The sequence below is a fragment of the Anaerolineae bacterium genome (genome assembly GCA_013178015.1).
GTDB lineage: Bacteria > Chloroflexota > Anaerolineae > DRVO01 > DRVO01 > Ch71.
Map to the genome: position 1 here is coordinate 85,158 of JABLXR010000012.1, position 15,050 is coordinate 100,207.

10 protein-coding genes, 1 tRNA gene and 2 pseudogenes are annotated in these 15,050 nt (G+C 66.0%); 8 read left to right on the forward strand and 5 right to left on the reverse strand.

The genetic code is table 11. The annotated features are described in order from the left end of the window. Positions 1–8: 8 nt before the first annotated feature. Genes mrdA through HPY83_06365 form a run of 6 tightly spaced genes read left to right on the forward strand, consistent with a single transcriptional unit; the run spans position 9 to position 6,758 of the window. Positions 9–2,162, forward strand: coding sequence for a penicillin-binding protein 2 (gene mrdA, locus HPY83_06340; GenBank protein NPV07569.1), 2,154 nt, complete (start codon positions 9–11; stop codon positions 2,160–2,162). Next, a complete protein-coding gene (locus tag HPY83_06345) occupies positions 2,159–3,349 on the forward strand; it encodes a deoxyguanosinetriphosphate triphosphohydrolase (protein NPV07570.1) in 1,191 nt (396 codons plus the stop codon). Before mrdA ends, HPY83_06345 begins: the two co-directional genes overlap by 4 nt. A 17-nt stretch (positions 3,350–3,366) precedes the next feature. Further along, positions 3,367–4,407 (forward strand): glycosyltransferase, encoded by a 1,041-nt coding sequence (locus HPY83_06350; protein ID NPV07571.1) that lies wholly within the window; start codon positions 3,367–3,369, stop codon positions 4,405–4,407. A 4-nt stretch (positions 4,408–4,411) separates the two neighbouring features. Beyond that, complete coding sequence (locus HPY83_06355) at positions 4,412–5,464, forward strand: SIS domain-containing protein (protein ID NPV07572.1); 1,053 nt, start codon at positions 4,412–4,414, stop codon at positions 5,462–5,464. 11 nt (positions 5,465–5,475) lie between these two features. Continuing rightward, positions 5,476–6,330 (forward strand): amidohydrolase, encoded by an 855-nt coding sequence (locus HPY83_06360; GenBank protein ID NPV07573.1) that lies wholly within the window; start codon positions 5,476–5,478, stop codon positions 6,328–6,330. Beyond that, entirely contained in the window at positions 6,327–6,758 is a 432-nt protein-coding gene (locus HPY83_06365; protein NPV07574.1) for a YjbQ family protein, read from the forward strand. The genes HPY83_06360 and HPY83_06365 overlap by 4 nt, the downstream gene beginning before the upstream one ends. A gap of 40 nt (positions 6,759–6,798) precedes the next feature. Here the strand turns inward: HPY83_06365 and HPY83_06370 are convergent, their stop codons facing one another. The 5 genes and pseudogenes from HPY83_06370 to HPY83_06390 form a co-directional block, all read right to left on the reverse strand. Continuing rightward, positions 6,799–10,275: a hypothetical protein gene (locus tag HPY83_06370; GenBank protein ID NPV07575.1), complete on the reverse strand. Its 3,477-nt coding sequence runs from the start codon at positions 10,273–10,275 to the stop codon at positions 6,799–6,801. Positions 10,276–10,541: 266 nt separating this feature from the next. Beyond that, positions 10,542–10,709: pseudogene (locus HPY83_06375) on the reverse strand (calcium-binding protein). Between the two features lie 431 nt (positions 10,710–11,140). Next, a pseudogene (locus HPY83_06380) lies at positions 11,141–11,341 on the reverse strand (calcium-binding protein). A 437-nt stretch (positions 11,342–11,778) separates the two neighbouring features. Next, the gene (gene mtaB, locus HPY83_06385; GenBank protein ID NPV07576.1) at positions 11,779–13,137 is read right to left on the reverse strand and encodes a tRNA (N(6)-L-threonylcarbamoyladenosine(37)-C(2))-methylthiotransferase MtaB; all 1,359 of its coding nucleotides are present in this window, start codon (positions 13,135–13,137) and stop codon (positions 11,779–11,781) included. Between the two features lie 162 nt (positions 13,138–13,299). After that, a tRNA-Gly gene (locus tag HPY83_06390) sits at positions 13,300–13,371 on the reverse strand. Between the two features lie 114 nt (positions 13,372–13,485). On the opposite strand from HPY83_06390, the gene HPY83_06395 reads away from it, so the two are divergent. Together HPY83_06395 and HPY83_06400 are read left to right on the forward strand one after the other, a co-directional pair. Continuing rightward, a complete protein-coding gene (locus tag HPY83_06395; GenBank protein ID NPV07577.1) occupies positions 13,486–14,592 on the forward strand; it encodes a tyrosine-type recombinase/integrase in 1,107 nt (368 codons plus the stop codon). A 56-nt stretch (positions 14,593–14,648) separates the two neighbouring features. Continuing rightward, positions 14,649–15,050: hypothetical protein (locus HPY83_06400; protein NPV07578.1), on the forward strand; the 402-nt coding region annotated here is incomplete at its 3' end.

Here is a 15,050-nt window from a genome sequence, read left to right on the forward strand (position 1 = left end):
CCAGGCGCATGACCCGGAGGGCGTTCGGAGCCACTGTCCTGGGCGCCCTCCCAGCGTCGCTCGTCCTGCTCGCGGGCTGCTTCCCGTTCCCATCCGGCTCCTCACCGCCTATTCTCACCGCGGAAGACCTGCCCGACCCTCAGGCGGCCAGCCGTTCGACCGGCTCACCTCCCTCCCCCAGCCAGCGCCCGGAGGAAGTCTGGCTATCCTATGCCGATCTCTGGTCCCGAGAGGACTACGCCGGCATGTACGCCCTCCTCAGCCCGGCTGCTCGAGCTCGCTTCACCGCCGAGGTCTTCACCCGCCTGTATCAGCAGCTCGATCAGCTCACTGCCCTGCAGAGAGTCTCAATCGAGATCACCTCTTCCCTAGTCTTGAGCGACCGAGCGGAGATCAGCTATAGAGTCCTGCTGGCCACCGGACGGTTCGGCACTATTATGGAGGACCACACGGTGGGGCTGGCGTCGGTGGATGGTCACTGGAGGGCAGACTGGTCGCCGGATCAGGTCCTCCTCGCGCTCTCCGAGGGAGCCAGCCTCAACCTGGAGGAGACCGACAACCTCCGCGGTGCCATTTACGATCGGGCCGGACGGCCCCTGGCGGTGCTGGGCGCGCGCGTAGTGGTAGGGGTGGTCCCAGGGGAAATCACGGACGAGGGAGCGCTCCTGGCCGCGCTCTCGGAGATTCTAGATCAGGACCGGGCAGACATCAAGGCCTCCTACTCCAGAGCCCTACGCGCCGACTGGTTTATGCCCGTAGGTGAGCTGTCGCCGCATCAGGTGCAGGAGCACTATGCCCGGCTCAACGCCCTGCCGGGCGTCCTACTCCGCGAACGCCCCATCCGCTATTACCCTGAAGGTCCCGGAGCGGCGCACCTCACCGGATACGTGGGTGTCATCTCCTCCGATCAACTCGAGCGAATGCGGGCCAACGGCTACCGCGAAGACGACGTGATTGGCCAGGCCGGGATGGAGCGCGCTTTCGAGCCGCAGCTGGCCGGGCGCCGGGGAGCACGCCTCTTGGTCCTAGGCCCCGGCGGGGAAGTCAGGAGCGTCGCCGCCGAGAGGCCTCCCGAACCCAGCCAGAACGTCTACAGCACCATTGCCTTGCCGCTGCAGCGGGCCGCTATGTCTCTCCTGGAGGGCAAACGGGGCGCCATCGTCGCTCTGGACCCTCGTACAGGTCAGGTGCTGGCCCTCGCCTCCAGCCCCAGCTTTGACCCCAATGCTGTGACCGAGGGCCTTTCGGGTTCGGAGTGGGCCGCTCTGATGGAGGACGAGGGGCGGCCTCTGGTCAACCGGGCCACCCAGGCAGAGCTCCCACCGGGCTCGGTGTTCAAGATCGTGACCGAGACCGCCGCTCTGGAGTCAGGCATACTCACCCCGGAGAGCAGGTTCTTCTGCTCCGGTTCCTGGTCCGGTCTGGGGCCTAGTTGGAGCGTCAGCTGCTGGCTGCCTTCCGGCCATGGCTCCCTAACCCTGGCCGAGGGGTTGGCACGCTCCTGCAACTCCGTCTTCGCCGAGGTGGGCAAGCAGCTGGATGCCTTCGACCGAGAGGCACTGCCCCAGTTCGCTCGCGACTTCGGCTTCGGCAGCAGCACCGGGCTAGTCGGGGTGTCGGAGTCGCCCGGCCTGGTGCCGGGCCCCGCCTGGAGGCAACGCGCTCTGGGGCAGGCCTGGTTCCCCGGGGATAGCGTGAACCTGGCCATAGGCCAGGGCGACCTCCTGGTAACCCCTCTCCAGATCGCCAACATGATCGCCGCCGTGGCCAACGGCGGCACTCGCTATCGGCCACAGCTGCTTCTCAGCATCGGCTCGCCCGAGTCGGAGGGATCGTCGCGGAGCGCGCCCGAGGTGGTGGGCCAGCTACCTATCAGCCCAGAACACCTAACTAGTCTGCGCCGCAGCCTGCTGGAAGGGTGCATGAGCCCGGGCGGAACCGCCTACGCTGCCCTGGGCACGATGAGCACCCCGGTGGCGGGCAAGACAGGCACGGCGGAGAACCCGGGAGCCGCCCCCCACGCCTGGTTTGCCGGGTATGCCCCCGCCGATGACCCGATCATCGCCGTCGCCATCCTCATCGAGCACGGCGGGCAGGGGTCCCTGGTGTGCGCCCCCCTTTTCCGACAACTGGTCGAACCCTACCTGGAGGGCGCTGCATGACGAGCCCGCCCGGTATCACCCGTCCCAGCGGCACCTTCCTCACCCGCGAGGAGTGGGAGGAACAGGAGAGGCGCTGGCTGGCCCCCTGGGCCATGAGGAGCGCCGACACCCGTGGGCGGCAATACCCCGACCCGGAGCGACCCTACCGCACCGCCTTCCAGCGCGACCGCGACCGCGTGGTCCACACCACGGCCTTCCGGCGACTGGAGTACAAAACCCAGGTCTTCGTCACCTACGAAGGGGACTACTACCGCACCCGCCTCACCCACACCATCGAGGTGGCCCAGATCGCCCGCACCATCGCCCGCGCCCTCCGCGCCAACGAAGACCTGGTGGAGGCCATCGCCATGGCCCACGACCTGGGCCACACCCCCTTCGGCCATACTGGCGAAGCCACCCTCCACGACCTCATGCAGGACCACGGCGGCTTCGATCACAATCATCAGACGCTGCGCATCGTCACCCGACTCGAGCGCCGCTACCCAGACTTCCCCGGCCTCAACCTCACCTGGGAGGTCCGCGAGGGTATCATCAAGCACAAGACCGAGTACGACCGGGGCCAGTCGGTCGAGGAGTACGAGCCCGAGTGGGCCCCCACTCTTGAGGGGCAGATCGTCAATGCTGCCGACGAGATCGCCTACACCACCCACGACCTGGATGACGGCCTACGGGCGGGCTATCTCGACCGGCAGGACCTGGAGAAGGTGGCAGTGTGGAACCTGGCCACCGACGAGGCGGGAGTGTCGGCCGGCCCCCTGGGCGAGGTAGACCGTCACCGCGTCATTCGCCGCCTCATTGACCTGGAGGTGACCGATCTCATCGATTTCACCGCTGACCGCCTGACAGACCTGCACCCGGCCACGTCGGAGGATGTGCGCCGCCTGGGCTTCAGCATCGTCAGCCACTCCCCTCGCCTGCAGGAGCTCAACCGCGAACTCAAAGACTTTCTCTTCGGCAACCTCTACCGCCACTGGCGCGTGCTGCGCATGGCCAACAAAGCACGCCGGTTCGTCACCCGGCTGTTCGAGGCCTACGTGTCCGACCCTCGGCAACTCTCCGATACCGTCCGCCGCCTGATGCAGGAGGACGGCCTGTACCGCGCTGTGGCCGATCACATCGCCGGCATGACCGACCGGTTCGCCCTGGAGGAATACCGGAAGCTGTTTGACCCGATGGTCAACCAGTAGCCCGAGGTTAACTCCCCATGACTCGCTTCACCGATGGCCTCAGGGTCACCCTCATCGCCACCTTCCGTAGTGAAGAGAGCAGCCTGCCCTCCCTTCTCCGCAGCTTGGAGTCCCAGACGCGGCTGCCGGATGAGGTGGTGTTTGTGGACGGTGGCTCCGAGGACGACACGGTACCGCTCCTCCGCCGCTGGGCCGCCCGGCAACCCTTCCTGGTTCGGGTGCTGGAAGCCCCGGGAGCCAATATCGCCCAGGGCCGCAACCTCGCTATCAGCGCCGCCACTCACGACCTCATCGCCGTCACCGACGCCGGAGTCGAGTTGGAGCCCTCATGGCTCGCTTGCCTGGTCGCCCCCTTCGCCAGGGAGCATCCGCCGGACGTGGCAGCGGGCACCTTTCGTGGCCGGGCCGACACTGTCTTCCAGGCAGCCATGAGCGCTACCGTGCTGCCTCTGCCCGAAGAGCTGGACGAGCGCCGCTTCCTGCCTTCCAGCCGTTCCGTCGCCTTCACCCGGGAGGCCTGGCGGACCGTGGGGGGCTACCCCGAATGGGCGACCTACTGCGAGGACCTGCTGTTCGACATGGCCCTCCTGGCAGCAGGGAAACGCATGGCTCTGGCCCACGATGCCCTGGTCCACTTTGCTCCCCGGGGAACGCTGAGGTCGTACTGGCGCCAGTACCGTAACTACGCCATGGGAGACGGCCAGACCGGCATCCTCTGGAAACGACACCTGATCCGCTACGCCACCTACCTGGGGTTAGTGCCGGCCCTGGCGTGGCTGAGCCTGCGCCACCCTCTATGGCTGCTGGGCTACGTTGCTGGCGCTCTCCTCTACCTGCGGCGCCCGCTATGGCGACTGCCGCGGCTCACCCCCGGGTGGCCCTGGCACCGGCGCGGCCGCGCTGCCCTTTGGATCCCCGTGCTGCGCCTCTGGGGCGACCTGGCCAAGATGGTAGGCTACCCGCTGGGCTGGCGTCACGGCTGGGCCCACCGGAGTGTGAGCGCCCGCTATCGTCGCGGGGCCATGTCGACGCCAACACCTCACACCGTGAAGGAGTGACGCTTTGCGAGGACAACATACTTGGAGCGAGATCCAGAGCCAGCCCGAAGTATGGGAGGCAGCCCTTGAGCGGGCCTCCGAGGCCGGGCGACACGCAGCTCAGCGCTGGCCCTTGGTGGACTTCTCCGAAGCCCTGTTCGTCGGCTGCGGCTCCACCCACTACCTCTCCCTCTCCGCCGCCGCCTTGTGCCACCGACTGACCGGCCTCAGGTCGCGGGGGCTGCCCTCCTCCGAGGTCTTCCTCTTCCCCGAGTACTCGCTCCCGGCGCCCGGGGCCAGTCCGCTTCTAGTGGCTGTCTCCCGCTCCGGGGAGACCACGGAGACGCTCCTGGCCCTGCGTGCCTTCCGGGAGCGCTTCCCCGGGCCGGCTCTGACGGTGGGCAACTACCCGGAGAGCGCCCTGGTGCGCCAGTGCGATGCGGCTCTCGTGGTCCCTGAGGGCCGCGAGGAGAGCGTGGCCCAGACCCGCTCCTTCACCAGCATGCTCCTCAGCCTACAGGTGTACCTGGGCCTGGCAGCCGGCAATGGTACTTATGTCGAGTCCCTTCGGGCTTTGCCGGGTGCGGCCCGGACGGTGCTCGAGAGGGACAGCGAGCCTCTGCAGCAGCTGGGAGGGGATGGGCGCTTCGAGACCATCATCTTCCTGGGCTCGGGACCGTTCTACGGCATCGCCTGCGAGGGCATGCTCAAGATGAAGGAGATGTCCCTCTCGCACTCCGAAGCCTATCACTTCCTGGAGTTTCGCCACGGCCCCAAGTCCATCGTTACCCAGCGCACCTTGATCGCTGCCCTCCTCTCCGACGGCGCCCGCGAGCAGGAGTTGCGGGTGCTGCAGGAGATGCGCCAACTGGGCGCCACGGTCCTGCTGGTGGCCGACGAGGTCCCTGACGCGACCGATGCCTACGACGTCGTCGCCTACTTGGGTTCGGGCCTCCCGGAGGCCGCCCGGCTCCCCCTCTGCCTGCTGCCCCTGCAGCTGCTCGCCTACGGTCGCGCCCTGGCCAAGGGCCTGGATCCCGACCGCCCCGCCCATCTCGACTCCGTAGTGGTCCTCTGAGGGAGAACCAGTTGATAGACTTCCACACCCATCCGCTGCTGGTCCAGGAGCTGGTCGGCGACGACCCTGACCTCCTCCACGCCCAGAAGAACGTGTTCGACATCCAGAACCGGCTCCAGCCGCTGGAGACCTTCCATCTAGAGCTGGACGTATCGGGGTTGGCTCGGGCCGTGATCGTTCCGGTGGATGCCCGCACCGCCAAGGGCTCCCAGCTCTTCACCAACGAGCAAATCGCGCGGCTCTGTGCCATGAGCGGCCGGTTCATCGGCTTTGCCAGCGTGGACCCTCACCGAGGCGACGCCGCCGAGCAGCTGGAGCGCGACGTGGGCCGCCTGGGCCTGCGGGGGCTGAAGCTCTCGCCCAGCTTGCAGGAGTTCCGCGCCAACGATCGGCGGCTGGCCTATCCCGTCTATGAGGCGGCACAAGCCCTTGGCATACCGCTCCTCATACACGCCGGCATGACCTGGGCGCCGCGGTCGCGAGCCACCCACCCCATGGAGCTGGAGGACGTGGCCTTCGACTTCCCCCAGCTGAACCTGGTGGTCGCCCACTTCGGCTGGCCCTGGGTGCAGGAAACGGCCATGCTGGCGCTCAAGTACGACAACGTGTTCGCCGACACGTCTTGCCTGTACTTCGACGCCCCTTGGGAGTTCCTGCGGCACGTCTTCACCGAGCGCCTGCCGCTCACCCTCCTCGAGCGGAGCCTGCGCCACAAGGTGGTCTTCGGCTCCGACTACCCCCGAGTGGAGATCAAGAACATGGTGCGCGCCCTGTCGCAGCTGGGTCTGTCCGACCAGGCCCTGGAGATGATCCTGAGCAAGAACGCCCAGCATCTGCTGGGCGAGGCGGAGGCGAGCTACAAGTGATCATCAGGACCGTGACCCTGACCGTACAGAGCCGCAGGGAGCAGGAGCTGATAGACGTCACTCCTGAGGTCCAGCGCGTGATAGAGGAATCCGGCGTGCAAGAGGGCCTGGTCAACGTTCTCACCATGCACACATCCTCCGGCATCGTGGTGACCGAGGGGCTCCCCTGCCTAGAGGAGGACGTGGTGAACCACCTCAGTCGCTTGTGTCCCTCCGAGGGCAACTACCTGCATCGGCGCTACCTGGACATCGACGGCCGCATCGGCTTCAACGCCGACGCCCACCTTAAGAGCGTCTTGGGCGGCATCAGCGCCACCTTCCCCATCACTGGCGGGAAGATACTCAAGGGTGGCCGCCAGACGATCTACTTTGCCGAGTACGACGGTCCTCTCAGCCGGGAGTACGTAGTGCAGGTGCTGGGGGAGTAGGGCAATAGCACCGTCTGGACTTCCCTCAGAGATAGCCTCTTCACCAGGGACTTGACGACACGAGGCTCAGACTCGCTGAGGACGGGTGTATATCGAAGACGAACACCATATGGCTGGTGAAGCCGGGCTGGATGCGGTCGTAGGTGCCTTCCAGGTTGTACGTGTACTCAGCCGCCAGCTGTACCATTACGTCCGCCATGTCAAACAGACGGCCCTGGGAATCAGCAATCCTGAACGATGTCAGCCCGCCAACGTCATCGGACTCGGTGCCCCGGTTGGTGACCTCCATGAACACCAGAACGTAGACGCCACCCGCGTGATAGACTCGCCCCCAGTAGTCCACAAGCTCGGAAGCCTGTGCGCACCCAGTCAGCCGGGCCTCCATAGGCATACTCCGCAGGGCCCCTTTGAACCGCACGACCTGCGAAGAGGGTAACAACGAGCATGACGTAGGCGGGATGGAAGGATCTGGGTTGAGAGGAGGGCCACCCTCGCTATTCTTCATGGCAAGCGGCAGATAGACCTGTGGAGGGCCGCCCTCGTAATGGAGGCTTACAGAGTACAGAATCGGAGTGTGCGGAACGTTGTACGCAACGGGGGAATCGCGCTCGTCCTCATTGACGCAGTACTTGGCCGGGTCGAGTGGGGTACGTGTCCACATGTTCACTCGGAACTGCACATACCGTCCTTGTGGGCGCAGGTTCCCCTCAGCGTCCACTATAGGCTGACCCGACGTGCTATACCCCTGGATAGGCACACCGACGCTCTCGTACGGCCGGACCGATGGTTGCCACTGTGAGGCCACCAGGCTATCTGGATCAGAGCTGAGCCGAGTCTGGAGGGTTACAAACGTGCCCACCGGGGTCTCTGCGTTCCATTCGATCCGATCCCAGCGCACGTCGGTTGCAGCCAAGTCGAAGACCGGGGATATGTAGGAGCCTGACCCGTAATGGCAGACCAACCCATCGTACGACGGGTACAGGCGATCGTAACCCCCGGAGTAGGTCAGATTGGAGCGAGCGAGGAAGACGTCTCGATCGTACACCAGATCGCGGTTATCGTCCCAGACGACGTAGACGTAGCCTTCTTTGCTTTGGCACAGCTGGCGCCTTTCACTAAAGGGGTCAGAGCCTTCGATGCTCCGTTGGATGTCCGCTGCCACCGCAGGTCTCATCTGCTGGGCCGCCGGTGGGTCCTGGCTCGCGTCAGCGAAGCCGGGCCCCTGGGCTTCGCTAACGTGAACACCGCTGTTCACCTGGAAGTCCCCAACCAGGCTGACCTCTTCCTGGCACCCAGTGAGGTCGCCCCGGACGGTCATGTACACATCAACGTTGCTCTGCCCGTGGTTGCGCCCGTCCGCCCACACGATGAACACATCTATGGCCTTCCCGCCCACGGAGCCCGGGGCATCGTAGTTGCGCACCGTGAGGTCGGGGTGGCCTTGCCACGCAGAGCCAGCCACCAGGTAATCCGAGTCCCTGTTCAACTTCTCATTGGCGCCAGCATCCACCCGCCACAGAGCCGGGTTTGCCGGGTCGCGGAAGATGTCCACCCGAGCGAGATAGATATCAGGGTTGTTGTCCATTGCATGGTTCTGGCTGTTACGGAAGTCCTGCCAGGTGAAATACACTGCAACTGAAGCTAACTCATACGTCACCTCTGACGGGGAGCAGCGGCCTGACTTGTCCTCCAGCGTCACTGTGGTGGAGCTCTGCCCCAGTCCGATCGCTGGCTCGGCCTGCGCGATGCCGTTGTGCGCCAGTGGGTCGCTACCCTTGTCGTCGTTCAGGATGCGATCCACTGCAAAGGTGCGGCCTCCATCCACCGAGAACGTCCAATAGATGTCGCTGTCAACGCCGTCGTCTGCCAAGCCGTTCTCCGCTCGAAGGTCTTCCCAGGCTACAACAACGGGCTCGAGCTCGATAACCTCAAACTGCGGATTGGGCCTGCCATCAGCCTGGCATTCCGCAGCGAAGCCTAGGAACGTGGGAAGATACACGCGGCCCGCAGTCACTCTGGGGGATTGCTGATAGGTCAGACCCGGGGCGTCCCCAACCCTCCTAGGCGGTTCCCACCGGCCGCCATCCTCACCGCCCTCGTCCGTGTCGGTGAAGAAGAAGGAACGCATCCAAATGCGACTGCCTCCGTCGCTGTAGTCTTCGCGCCATGTAACGTACCAGTTCGTCGGCACCGTCCCGGCACCCCACCGTACCCGGGCGTCCGTTGCTGCTGCCACATCGGGCGTCAGGCAGTTCGCGCTGGGTGCAGCAGCTATTGGGAAGTTAGACCCCACGGGAGACAACTGCAGGGTACTCCCCATGAGCACGTAAGCGTACCACTGTCCCCATACCTCATACTTGCCATTTCGATTGTCCTGCCAGACGACCAGGACACGCGTTTGCCCCACCTCGTCGGTGCCAATCGCCAGAGCGGGATGCCGTTGGTCGTAGTCGGTGCTCTCGGGGTCGTTGACCTGGCCGCTTCCCATGCTCTCCTCCCCGAGGTATGGCCTCCGCCAGCTTCTGCCCTGGTTGTCGGACCAAGTGAGGTAGATGTCCCAGCTTGTCAGCGCGCTGTTCCTTCGGTCCTCCCACACCGCAACAACCAGGCCTTCAACCGCAGCTATCCTCGCAGATTGCTGCGGCCTACCGCTACTGTCATCGCTGAGCTTCCTGTCAAGCGGCACAAGGTTGTACCGCATCGGATCCAGAGTGCCCTGGCTGTAAACCGGGTTCCCCTCGAAGTAGCCCAGAGACAGCGCCGTATCTCCGAAGCTCAACGACAGGCTTCCGACGCTCCTGTCACTGCTACCTATCGGGGCAGGCGTGGCCACCGGGGTGGCGCGAGCCGACAGCACCGGCACAATCGCCAGACTCGACGCCGGCCCGCGCACGAAGTCGGCGTTGTCCTTGGCCACGATCACGTTCGGCCGGCGCACCTCTACCGCCCGCGGGCCGTACGCGTTGTCGCTTTCGGCGGCGGCTCCCCCCTCATCAACGTTGCCAATGGGCAGGTCCAGCTCCGCAATGTCCACTACGGCATACAGGTCGTGCATCCCAGACTCGGCGAACGAGAGCTCGAACTTGACCACGTAGCTCTGCCCGGGCGCCAGCCAATTCGATTGCACCCCCTCGCTGGCAGTGGGCGGGTAGCCGGGCATGCTCAGCAGATCCTCTGCCCTGGCAACCGGCGGGTCCACGAACAGGTCCACCCAGAAGTTGGCCGGGTTTCCCCTGCCGTCCGTCGGATGTCCGGTACCGGTGTTGGACACCGTAACCCGTATCTCCGCCATCCGCCCCACCAGAGGAGCGGCCGGCAAGACCTCGACGGCCTCGATCACCAGGTTGGCATAGCTGCTGCCCGCCGCGGCCAGCGCTCCGTCACCCTCAGAACCCGGCACTGTGGTGGGCATAGGGCGGGTGGGAGGAGTCTGTGCCAGCACCGGGCCTGCCACCAAGGCGAGGATAGCCAGAAGACCGACCGGCAGTGCGAGAATCAGCCTGATGCGCGTCAACATGGTATGCAGCACTGCTCCTAGAATGTCTTGTCTTGGTGGGCGTCGCCTCGGATTCGTATGCGGAAAGCTGCCAGCCCGCCGCCCACGACAACGACCAGCAGACCGCCTGCACGGGCCCACCCTCCGGTCTCAACACTGGCGCCATTGTGGCCCACCACCGGAAGAATCTCCGGCGTACCCGACACGCTCCCCGGGTTGCCTGGCGTCGGCTGAGGCGGCGGGTACTTCCAGCGGTCCACAGTGGAGATGGGAGTCACCGGGCGCAGCGTCGGTGTGCCGGTCTGGGTGGGCGTGGACGTGAAGGTGGGGGTGACGGTCGGCGTTAGAGTGGGAGTGCCGGTCTCGGTTGGCGTGGGAGTGATGGTGGGTGTGAGCGTCTCGGTCGGAGTAGCGGTCCAGGCAGGGGCGAGAGTGGGCGTGGGCCGGGCCGTGGGCTCCTGGGCGCCAGCATTCCCTGGAAAGTAGACCAGGGTCGCGACCGCGAGCGCGCAAACCACTCCTGCCAGTGCCAGTCTGGTACCGATACTGGTGCGCCCCATCATTCGGTCCTTCTCCAGTCAATGCGATACTTCTGAAGGCCGTTCTGGCAACCGCGGCTGGTCTCGAAGATGATCACCTCAGACTGGGCCACGCCCCCTTCCAGCACTTCCATGAACCAGCGAGCCTCCACCGGCTCTCCGCTCACCTGGATCTCGTAATTGCCGTCCAGGTCCGTGGGCGCCGAGATGAACTCGAGACCCTGCTCCGTCCACAGGCGCAGCTGGACCCCCTCGCGGGGAAGGTCAGTGACCGTCCATACCACGCCGTACACGCCGGTGTAGGCGCAGTCTGGCCCTGCCCTCATTTCGGACATCAAGTAGAGGGGAGGCTTGGGCGTGGCTGTGGGCCCCGGAGTGTTCGTCGGCGGAGGTATGGGAGTGGCGGTGGGCGTGTCCGTAGGGGTGGGCGTCACGGTGAACGTGGCCGTGGGCGTGTACGTGGGCGTGGGCGACGGCGTGGCCGTCGGAGTCGAGGTGGACGTGGGAGTGACGGTGGGCGTCCAGGTGGGAGGCAGTGTAGGAGTGGGCAGGTCCTGAGCTACAGCCACCTCCGGTGCCTTGGGCGGGAAGGGATTGAGCGGGTTCCGGGGTGAGAACAGAATCAGCCCGTAGTAGATCACCACCCCAACTGTGGCGCAGACAATCACCACGAGACCGATCGAGTAGATTCTGTCGTCGCCCCTCCTGAACACCTGCCCCCTCCGCCTGGCGGCAACTGCATCGTCTTCATTCGGCGCGCCCGGGGTCGGTCCATCCAACGCGCAGGAGCATCCTCACAGCCGTGCTCCCCACCGCCCGGGCGGCGAAGACAGAGCGCCTGCGCCCACGTAGCCCTGCGCTAGTATGCTCGATGTCCCCAGCTTTATTCAGTAAACTGGGCGTGAATCGACCATAAAGCGCCCATAAATCCCCCCGGCGACCCAGCCGGCCCCGCGCCCAGCGAGGTCAGCAGACCCACAGATCCTCACTGCAACTGCAGTGCCAAATCACCCGGAGCGTGCGGCTCCCTCACCACTTCGCCCACCAACCCGTACCTGTCCCGCCGGCAGAGCCTGGTGGAAGTGGCCCGGCCGCTGAGGTCTTCGGCATGTCGGGTGCGCACCCGCAGGTAGTTCGGAGTCAGGCCGCTCCACCAGCCTTCGCGCTTCCGCTCCCACAGAACCGACATCGTCCGCCCGACGTACCCAGCCTCATAGCCTGCGGCCAGTTCAGCGGCCACCTCCCGCAGTCGCGCCGCTCTATCCCGGATGACCTCCGGCGGCACCTGATCGGGCATGTGGGCGGCGGCCGTGCCAGGGCGAGGCGAGAAGCGGAACACGTGCATCCGGGCGAACCCGCATCGGCGGGATAGCGCCACCGTCGCCTCCAGATCGAGCTCACTCTCCCCTGGGAAGCCGGCTATTACGTCTGTGGTGACCGCCAAGTCGGGAATGGCCTCGCGCGCTCGTGCGATGGCTCGCTCGTACTCGGCCGCCGAGTAACGCCGCGCCATCCGCCCCAGCACCGTATCGCTCCCGCTCTGAAGCGGCACGTGCAGGTGCGGGCACAGGCGCGGGTCGGACCACAGGGACAGATCCAGGTGGCGCAGGTCCCAGGGCTCGATGGACGAGAGCCGCAGGCGGCGAACCGTCGTCTGGTCCAGGATCAGCCTGAGCAGCCCCGAAAGATCGGGCACCTCCGGCCGTAGTCGGTCGCGGCCATAGGCACCGATGTGCACCCCGGTGAGCACCACTTCCTGTCGTCCCTCCGCCACCAGTTGGCGCACCTCGGCCAACACGTCCCCGGCTGGGCGGCTGACCTGCTCGCCTCGCAGCCGCCACACCACGCAGTAGGAGCAGCGGTTGTCGCATCCTTCCTGCACCCGCACCAGAGCTCGGGCCCGCAGAGCGGGAGCAGCGCGGCCGTTAGCCGCGCTGGCAGGCGGAATGAAGTGCTCGGGGGCCTCAAGAAGGCGCCGTTTGGCCACGTTGTCCACTACCGCGTCGGCCAGACCGGCCGCACCGCCGAGATCGCGGTCGAGCTGGGGATAGCAGCCGGTGACGAGGATGCGCGCCCCAGGGCTCTCGCGGTGCAAGCGCCGAAGCAGCTGCCGAGACTTGCGCTCCGCCTCGGCCGTCACGGCGCAGGTGTTCAGCACCACGACATCCGCCAATCGCGCCTCGCTCACCATCTCGTGGCCCAGGCGGGCCAGGGCCCGCCGTAGCGCCGCCGCCTCGGCCTGGTTGAGGCGACAACCCAGTGAAGTGACGTAGATCGCTATTGCTGCCTCCCTCCGGCAGCGAGCGCGAACCCGAGGGCCTGGGCGCGCCTCTCCGCACTCCAAGCGCGATCCCCTCCGCGGGCCCTTGCGCCCATCAGGTTACAACCTGAGTCCGCCGAGTCAATGGTACCGGTGTACCGGGCTGGAGAGGAGAAGGCCTGGGCACAGCACGAAAACCTCCAGGTCCACTAGAGACCTGGAGGCGCTGCCGGCATAAGGATCGAGAGCGGGTGAAGGGATTCGAACCCTCGACTCTCTGCTTGGGAAGCAGATGCGCTACCGCTGCGCTACACCCGCACACTACCCCTAGGGGTGCCTGCCTGGCCCTGGCCCTACCGGTAGTAGGTCGCCAGTAGCACGTTTGTTCTGACACCATCAGTACACCATCACGTCGGGGCAAAGGAGCGGACGATGGGCAAGCGGAGTCCCGGCGAGGGCAGTGTCTTTCAGCGAAAGGACGGGCGTTGGCAGGCATCGCTCCAGGTGAACGGACGTCGGAGGGTAGTGTACGGAAAGACCAGAGCGGAGGCCAGTCGCAAGCTGGCCGAGCTCAGGCAGCAGGCGAGCGGTGGCGTCCTCCCCGACCCTGGCAGGCGGACCCTCTCGGACCTGATGGACGCCTGGCTGGAAACGTCGGCGCCGAACTGGAAGCCCAAGACCGGGAGCGATTACCGGTGGCTGTGTGAGCGTCACCTGGCGGACCTGGGGAGGGTGAAGCTAAGCCGCCTGGAACCTCACAGGCTCCAGTCCCTCTATGCCGACCTGCAATCCCAGGGGAAGCACCGGACGGCTCAACGGATTCATGGGATGTTACACAAGGCTCTCTCCCTGGCGGTGCTGTGGGGATGGCTGCCGGAGAACCCGGCTGACCGGGTTCTCCGACCCCAGTGCCGGGTCGAGCAGCGAGAAGTGTGGAGCCCTGAGGAGCTGGCCGCCTTCCTGGCCGGCACGGCAGGCCACTGGCTTCAGTCCCTGTGGGTATTGCTGCTGGCTTCCGGGTGCCGGCTGGGGGAGGCCCTGGCCCTGGAATGGACGGACGTTCAGGGGAGTGTGGTGAACATCACCAAGGCCGGGCAGTATGTGCGGGGGGAGTGGGTAGTGACCGAGCCCAAGACGAAGGCGGGGAGCCGCACGGTCTCGCTCCCACCGGAGGGAACCGCTGCCCTGAAGCGCCAAAGAGTCGTACAGGCAGAATGGCGGCTGCGGGCCGGGCCGGCCTGGACCGACTCCGGCCTGGTGTTCACCGGAGAGACGGGCAGGCCCTTACACGCCAGCGTTGTGAGCCATGCCCTCCGACGGGAATGCCGGCGGCTGGGCCTCCCGGAAGTGACCCCGCACGGGCTCCGGCACCAGCATGCCAGTCTGCTCCTGAGCGAAGGTCTGCCCCTGCCGGAAGTGTCCCGGCGGCTGGGCCACGCTCACAGCGGCATCACGGCCCAGGTGTACAGCCACGCCCTGGCCGGGGACGACAGCGCTGCCACCAGGGCCATCAGCAGAGCGCTGTCCGGGAGCCGATAGGATGGCTGCTAAGGCCACTACTTGACAATAACGTTGGGCGTTTTGGAGGCCACATGATGAAAGACACTGCCCCTACCCAGAACCGCACGAAAACCCCCGGAAAACCCACCACAAATGGCCTTTCGGACGCAGCCAGAGCCAGAGGCCGGGCCAAGAGTCGGGAGGCCAGGAAAGCGCAACGGGAGTGGGCCAAGGCCAACCTACGCTGGGACTTCCTGGACGCTCCTCACTGGGCGGAACTGGCCCGGCAGTACGGAGTGCGCCTGCCCCAGTGGTGGGTGCCCTGCACCCGCAAGCACATGGTTCGCTGGCTGCCCAAGCTGGGATTCAGCCTGGCCTGGTACCGGGACTGGGCCGGCAAGAGCGACTTGACGTGGTTCATGAAGCGCAACCCCGACTGGCCCCTGCGGGCCTTCGTGGGGCTGCTGCTGGAAGAACGGGAGGCAGAGAGCCTGCCC